Genomic DNA, 6,925 nt, shown 5'->3' on the forward strand with positions numbered 1-6,925 from the left:
AGGTCACGTTCAGAGCATCGAGCTGCTTCTCGTGCGTATCCAGCCCCATACCATCGTGATAGAAGCGCATATCCATGGCCCGACCTTCGGGAGCCCACAACCATAGGGTAACTTCGGCCTCGTCGGAACGCGCGTTGCGAATATCGAGCTGAGACGAATGACTCTGCCAGAAATCCCGGATACCAAACGCCACGCCGCCCTTCGGGCTACCAATATAACCCAACCCGCTGGAGCGGGTGCCCTCGGCGGAATCCAGCCAGGACAGGCCGGGCTGGGTACGTTTGCGGATTTCAAACGCATCGGCGCTCAATTGAGAGAGGGTGTAATCACCAAAGGCGGGAATCATCTCGAGACGATCCGACACACTGGTCGCCCATTCACTCAAGGGCGGAGTTGCGCGCCCTTCAATCTGTGCCTCGCGAACCGCCTTGCCCGGGTCGCGACGCAAGCCGGTGATACCGCGAACCGCTTCACCGAAAAGGCCATCGCCTTCACCGGAAAAGCGCACGTGCCGATCATGCAGCGGGCCGTCCAGCGGCGCATCAAAGCGGACGCCCACACCCCGTATAAAATCGGTTTTCTGGTCACCGTCGTAAATCATGGTGTGCACCATGCGCACCGAGTCATCGCCGGCGTAGAAATAAAGGCGCACCACAAAGGGAATCCAGGCACGGCCGTTCTCTCCGACATGCTTACCTTCCAGTTTGACCACCGCGCGCACCGGTCCACTCTGCTCAAGGGTCACCTGGTCGAGCTGTCCGGTGAAGGACTCTACCGTTAACGGCTTCCCTACTTCAGGTTCGGCCTGATTCTGAGACAGAATGACAAGACGACCATCGTTCAATGTCTGCCGGTTATCGCGGGTAATGGACTGAATCAGACGATCACCGGATTTGGCAATCACCGCCTGAATCACGCCGGTGTCCACACGGATGGAACCGTTGTTCTCTACAATCCGTATGGACTGTTCGGACCTCACCGCGTCACCGGGCGTCAAGGTCAGTGCACCGACATTCAACTCAAGCGGGGCAATCGCATGTCCGGTCCATTTCACGGAGCCATCGGGCCAATAGGCCAGCGGCCAACTCTGTACGGGCAACGATGTTCCGGATTCGGATTCAAGAGTGAATTCGCTGGCGGCGTCCACCTCGCCCTGCGGCCAGGGCGTACCCCAGGTCGCACCTACCGGTTCCCGGTCCGTGCCGTCGTTCAACCACTGTACCTGCACCTCCGGCTCGGCCCGAACGGAACAGGCTGACGACAATAAGGCGGCGGCAAATAGGGAAATGAGTCTGGAGTGTTTCATGGTCTCGGGGATCCTGTTATTGGTGTTCTCTCACATTTTTTTAGTACATTCGCAAACAACGCTACTGATTGATTGCCACGGAAATATCGCTCAGGCTCGTTCCGGCCAACCTCACGTACAGTGCGCCCGCTTTATCATCGAAGTACCAACCGGCTTGTGACTGGCTTTCCTCGTACTCAACGGAGGAGGCAAAGACGCGAAGAGGAGTGGTCCCTTCCACAACAGACTCCGGGGGGCCGTCGCGGCGAACTTTCAGTGTGTAGGAACGTTCCGCCAAGTCGTAGTCGCCACGAGGAGCCTCAATACGGATCAGGGTTCGATTCGACTCAGCCTTTACGGTGACGTCGGTGATGGCGTAGTCACCGGACAGGTACGCCTTGGTTTTACCATCATCATCGTAGATCGGGTACGAGGACTCGCCTCCGGGAAATATTTCCAGGGTGAGGTTTTCCGCTGTTTCCTGGCCCAGGTTCATCACTCTCTGTTGAGGAAGAATGCCACCGGCCTTGACGAAGATGGGCAACTGGTCCAGCGGGGTGACAATGTTGTGATAGCGCTGGCCCTCATAGGGCTCACCACTCCAGTAGTCATACCAGGTACCTTCGGGTAGATAGACTACCCGCGTTTGCGCGCCCTTGGTGGTCACCGGGGCAATCAACAGATTGCGGCCAAACAGATACTGGTCATCAATATCGTGGGTATTTTCATCCTCCTGGTACTCCAGTACCAACGCCCGCATCATGGGCATACCGGTCCGGTGCATCTGATAGGCTTCGCTGTAGACATAGGGAATAAACCGGTAACGCATGCGATCGTACTGCCTGAAAATCCGCTCGGCCTCTTCTCCATAACGCCAAGGCTCCTTGTAACCGGGGTGATCCATTCCGAACAGATGCGCGATGGGGCTGAAAAGCCCAAACTGGGTCCAGCGGATATAGAGCTCGGGATCCGGGTCGTGCTCGAACCCGCCCATATTGTGCGACCAGTAGCCCACCCCCGACAGGCCCATATTGAGCCCGGCGCGAATGACCGGCTTGAAGTACTGCCACTCGCTCGGCCAGTCGCCCGCCCAGAGATAGGGGTAGCGTTGAATACCGGCGTAGCCTTCCCGCGTCAGGTTGAAACCGCGCATCTGATTGTGTTCACTGAATTTCTCAAACGGCGCCTTGGCGTAGGCCAATGGAAATAGGTTGTGCAGGCGCTCGGCTTCCGGCCCGGTCGGTCCGGTCTTGTCACTCTCATTTGCCTTGCGCCCAAAGGCGCTGCCTTCATCAGTCTTGAAGAACATGGCGCCCTGGGAGGCCACCTTCATGGCGCCGTTCTCCCACCACCAGTCCACCGCGTCCGGGTCAAAAAAGTTGACGAACTCGCCGGTATTATTGGGCTCGGGATAGACCATCCCCGCATCCCGTGCCTGATCCAACAGTTTGTACTGTCTGCCATTGTCATAGCGTGGCCGGACGTGAACGCCCACCATGCTGTAATCCATGTCGTAGAGCTGATCGAACATGGCCTCCGGGTCATCAAAGGTTTCACGCCATTCAAAGGTGGTGGCACCACTGCCGCCCTGCTCACCGAACATCCGCCAGGTGGAATCCAGATGAATGATATCCACCGGGATTTCCTTTTCACGGAATGTCCGCCCCAGATTGACCACGTAATCGGTAGAGGTATGCTTCTCGTAGCCCCAGGTGCCGCCACTGTAAGTCCCGACGTGCAGACCATGAGCGGGTTTGGGTAAGAGTGGTGACTTGCCGGTCACAGCGGTATATTGGTCCAGAAGCGAAGGAAAATCAGCGCCCGCCATGAAGTAGTAATCCAGCTCCCCGCCTTCCGCCTCAAATGAGTACACACCCGGTGTGGAGTGCCCCATATCCCAGTGGGAGGTATAGGGTGTATGGAGAAAAATACCGTAGCCGCGCGTGCTCATGAAAAACGGCACCGGGCTGTAGTTGGCCTCCAGAATATTGTAGGCCCCGATGATATGGGGGCGGCCCATGCCACGCCCGACGGTCAGCTCCAGCTGTTTGCCCCGCTGGTTGATAAAGTCCATACGCTGGCCAAAGCCAAACACCTGTTCATTATCCTGCAGCTTTTTATGGACCGAAACGCCTGCCGTTTGCTGAGTCATACCCCCTACCTCAATCCGCTCGGTAGACAGCAGGGTTCCATCAGAGGCATAGAACTCCAATCGCAAGGGCGATTTATACACACGGACGAGCAACTGCTTTGATTCCAGCTCGTAAAAATCAGTCTCCTCCGCGGTATTGATTAGGACCGGCGGCCAATCCCGCTCGGTGACCATAAGTCCGAGCGCCGCGTTCTCGTCAAACTCCCGATCCCAGCTGCTGCGCACACGCACCATGGAGGCGGTACAGAACTCGATCTGAACATCCGCATGCTCGGCGGAGATGAGCACTCTGTTGCCCTCCCTGACGGGCGACGATTGAACCGTGCCCGGGCCGAGCGCGTCCCGAGCTTTTGAGGATTCAGGCAACTCAGTAGCTTGTCTGTCAGTCGCTTGTGCAAAGGCGGCCAGACACAGGAGTGCCAGTAAGCAGTATTTCATGGGTTTCCTCGTCCGTTATCGCTGGTTATATCGAGGGATGGGCTTTGCCCGTTATTGCTGGGGCAATTCGTAAACGCGGAAGTTTTTGTAGCGAAACTGGGTCCATTTCATCTGCCGGAAGCCGATTTTTCCGCTTCCCAGGGCATCGCCCGTATCGACACCGTCGACCATCGGGGCATTGTCCGTATAGTCGATCACCTTTCGATCGTCGATATACAGTCGAATTCGCTCGCCCTCTTTCACCAGGGTGATTTCATGCTCTTGCATGGATTCGGTCGGAATTCCGACCTCGCCTTTCTGCAACAGACTGAAGGTATTGTTCTTGCGTAAGTTGGCATGACCCCGGCCCGGGTTATGGGCGGCGTTGGCATAGTAGGAGATGTGGTAGCTCTTGATCTCGCCTTCGGTGTACTGGGTAAAGGTGCCATCCCGTTCCGGCAAATCGGGCGAAAAGATGTCCTGGCCATCAACCCCGATTGCGGCAAAAAAAACGATCACCAGCCCCGCTTCGTCATCCAGATTCTGCGCATCCCAGCGAGCGATAAAGTTTTCCGGGAAATCCTCGGGACACCAGAATACGTGATGGCCCTGCTCGTCCGGGGAGTGCATTGCCATCCATCCGTCCTCGAAGGCGATTTCACCCGGGCCCTCCATCACCCAACCGGCTACCGATTCGGGATTGTCGAAGCTGGCCTGGTAGAGCAATTGACCCGGTTCGGGCAGAGAGTCCGCCGTAGAACTCGCTTTGCGCTCCGGCGATACCATGGAACAGCCTGCCATCAGACACACCAGCAGCAGGCTCACCCATAAAGACCATGATCTATTGCTCATAGAGGCCTCACTATTCCAGGTGGAAGACGTTCTTGAGTGGCGTAGACACCGGGCTGTTGTCGGCCTCGGCATCCATGATATCCGCCATGTAAGCCCACCACTTCTGCATGATCTCGGTCTGGGGTAACTCGTCCATACCATGATCATCCGTGCGCTTGAGTACCCCAAACAACTGTAGCGTCTGCGGGTGCAGAAAGATGGAGTAGTCCGAAACACCAGCGGCCTTTAGCTGGTCCACCAGCTCGGGCCAGATTTCGTCGTGACGTTTCTCATACTCCTGCTCGCAGCCCGGTTTAAGCTGCATGACGAAAGCTATTTTTTCCATTGTCCAGTGACTCCAGAATGGCACTCTGGGCTGCCTCCGACGGAAGCAGCCCGAGAGAAGGACGATCAGATGTAATAGTTCATGTATTCGACCAACAGCAAAATCGCCATGGACTGACCGTAGGGCATGGAGGTGAGCGGGATATCCCGGTAACCCTGAAGGTCGTCAAAGACCGGCGTGCCGAACGACACCTGCTGGAGCTCGCCGTCCGCACTGATATTATCCAGCACGGCTTTGACTGCCTTAAGGCCAACTTCTTCGTACTTTTTGTCGAGATAGCCTTTGCGAATGCCTTTCAGAATGCCGTAAGCAAACCCGGCGGCGGCCGAGGCCTCGAGGTAAGAATCGGGGTCATCCAACAGGGTGTGCCACAGGCCGTCTTTATGCTGGGTTTCCTCCAGCGCTTTGACCTGGGCTTCCAGGGTTTCCTCCAGGAACATGCGCAGACCGTCGGTCTTGGGAAAATCAAGCAGTTCAATAAACTCAGGAATCGAAATGGTCACCCAGCTGTTGCCACGTGCCCACAGGGCATCGGCAAAGTTGTGGTTGCCGTCAAAGGTCCAGCCGTGGAACCAGAGACCCGTTTTACGGTCCGCCAGATATTTGATGTGCAACATGAATTGCCGCTTGGCCTCTTCCACATAGTGAGGACGGTCCAACAATAATCCGATTTTGGCCAGCGGCATGACGCTCATCATCAGCGTATCGTCCCACAACTGCTGATAGTTCACCGAGTTGTAGACGATGTGCTGAAGACCATTTTCGGTGGTCCGGGGCATATCCCGCATGACCCACTCCGCCCAGACATCCAGGTACGGAAGATGGCTGCGCTCTCCGGTGCGCTCATGCATATAGGCCAGGGTCAGGAACGGGGACATGGTGTTCACGTTCTTGGTGGGCGTACCTTCCTTGAGCCGGTCACTGAACCAGTCTTCAATGATCTTCCTGGGCTTTTCGTCGCCGGTAATATCCCAGTATTTCATCAAGCCATAGAGGCCAATGCCGTGAGTCCACTCCCAGCCGGCCCAGCCTTTGGTATCAATCACCCGACCATCGTCGAGCTTGAGCAGAAACTCACCGGTTTCATCTTTGATGTTGACCAGATTATCGATCAACTTATCGATGGTGTTCCGGACCTGGGCGTATTCGATGTTATGTGCAACAGTTGGCATACTTCTTAAAACCTCTAGCGTATGAATCAATAAAAAACGTTTCCGGTATTATAGCTCGTCAGCGATCAGCGCCAGGTTCTGGATGGCCGCCAATCCCCATTGCGACGCGTCATTGGTCGATAACCAGGGCGCTTCCACCACCGGATTGAGCACCTGAGGAGGTTTCACCTCCAGAATCGCCTGAAAATCACCGGTCCACTGGCGAGCAAATTCCTGGGGTAGCTGAAACTCCTGCCAGGCGCGTTTCGCCAGCGTGGCGCCGCCTTCCTGAGCGGCCGCGTAGGCGGTCAAACGCGAATGCGGTGCCTCCAGATGCGTGCCAAAGGCACGCCCTACCGCCGCCACTTTCTGTTCATCACTGGCATTGTACAGGCGGCAGTAGCGCAACCACGCCGCTTTGTATTCGGGCACATCGAGCAGTTGAATCAGCTCAGCGTTGATTTCCACCAGCCCGAACACCGAGCTCAGATGCGAAACCTCAATGTCACCCTCTGGGGGCGCCAGGAGTTTTTTGGTGTCGGCATCAAAGCCATAGGTACCCGCAAAGAAGCCGTCGGGATGACGACCGATAGTGCGCATGGCGCTTACCAGTCGATCCCGATACTGGTCATCCCCGGTCCGTTCCCAGGCCGTGAGCCAGTTGGCCGCGACCGAACCCCAGTCGGTGCCCACTTGCAATCGATTCGGGCCGGGGACCGGCTCGCGGTTTGGAAGCTTTCGGG

At 56.6% G+C, this 6,925-nt stretch carries 4 protein-coding genes and 2 pseudogenes; all 6 read right to left on the bottom strand.

The genetic code is table 11. The annotated features are described in order from the left end of the window. Positions 1 to 1,306 (bottom strand): annotated as a pseudogene (locus B3520_RS13855) (Tat pathway signal sequence domain protein); the annotation flags it as partial. A 61-nt stretch (positions 1,307 to 1,367) separates the two neighbouring features. Then, on the bottom strand, positions 1,368 to 3,725 hold the full coding sequence (locus tag B3520_RS13860; RefSeq protein WP_286806906.1) for a glycoside hydrolase family 31 protein: 2,358 nt from the start codon (positions 3,723 to 3,725) through the stop codon (positions 1,368 to 1,370). Between the two features lie 201 nt (positions 3,726 to 3,926). Beyond that, the gene (locus tag B3520_RS13865) at positions 3,927 to 4,706 is read right to left on the bottom strand and encodes a DUF1961 family protein (RefSeq protein ID WP_286806905.1); all 780 of its coding nucleotides are present in this window, start codon (positions 4,704 to 4,706) and stop codon (positions 3,927 to 3,929) included. 10 nt (positions 4,707 to 4,716) lie between these two features. Further along, complete coding sequence (rhaM, locus tag B3520_RS13870; protein ID WP_286806904.1) at positions 4,717 to 5,031, bottom strand: L-rhamnose mutarotase; 315 nt, start codon at positions 5,029 to 5,031, stop codon at positions 4,717 to 4,719. A gap of 65 nt (positions 5,032 to 5,096) precedes the next feature. Next, complete coding sequence (locus tag B3520_RS13875) at positions 5,097 to 6,203, bottom strand: glycoside hydrolase family 88/105 protein (RefSeq protein WP_286806903.1); 1,107 nt, start codon at positions 6,201 to 6,203, stop codon at positions 5,097 to 5,099. A 48-nt stretch (positions 6,204 to 6,251) separates the two neighbouring features. Then, positions 6,252 to 6,925 (bottom strand): annotated as a pseudogene (locus B3520_RS13880) (hypothetical protein); the annotation flags it as partial.

The organism is Marinimicrobium sp. UBA4509, from assembly GCF_002388575.1.
Classification (GTDB): Bacteria; Pseudomonadota; Gammaproteobacteria; order Pseudomonadales; family Cellvibrionaceae; genus Marinimicrobium; species Marinimicrobium koreense.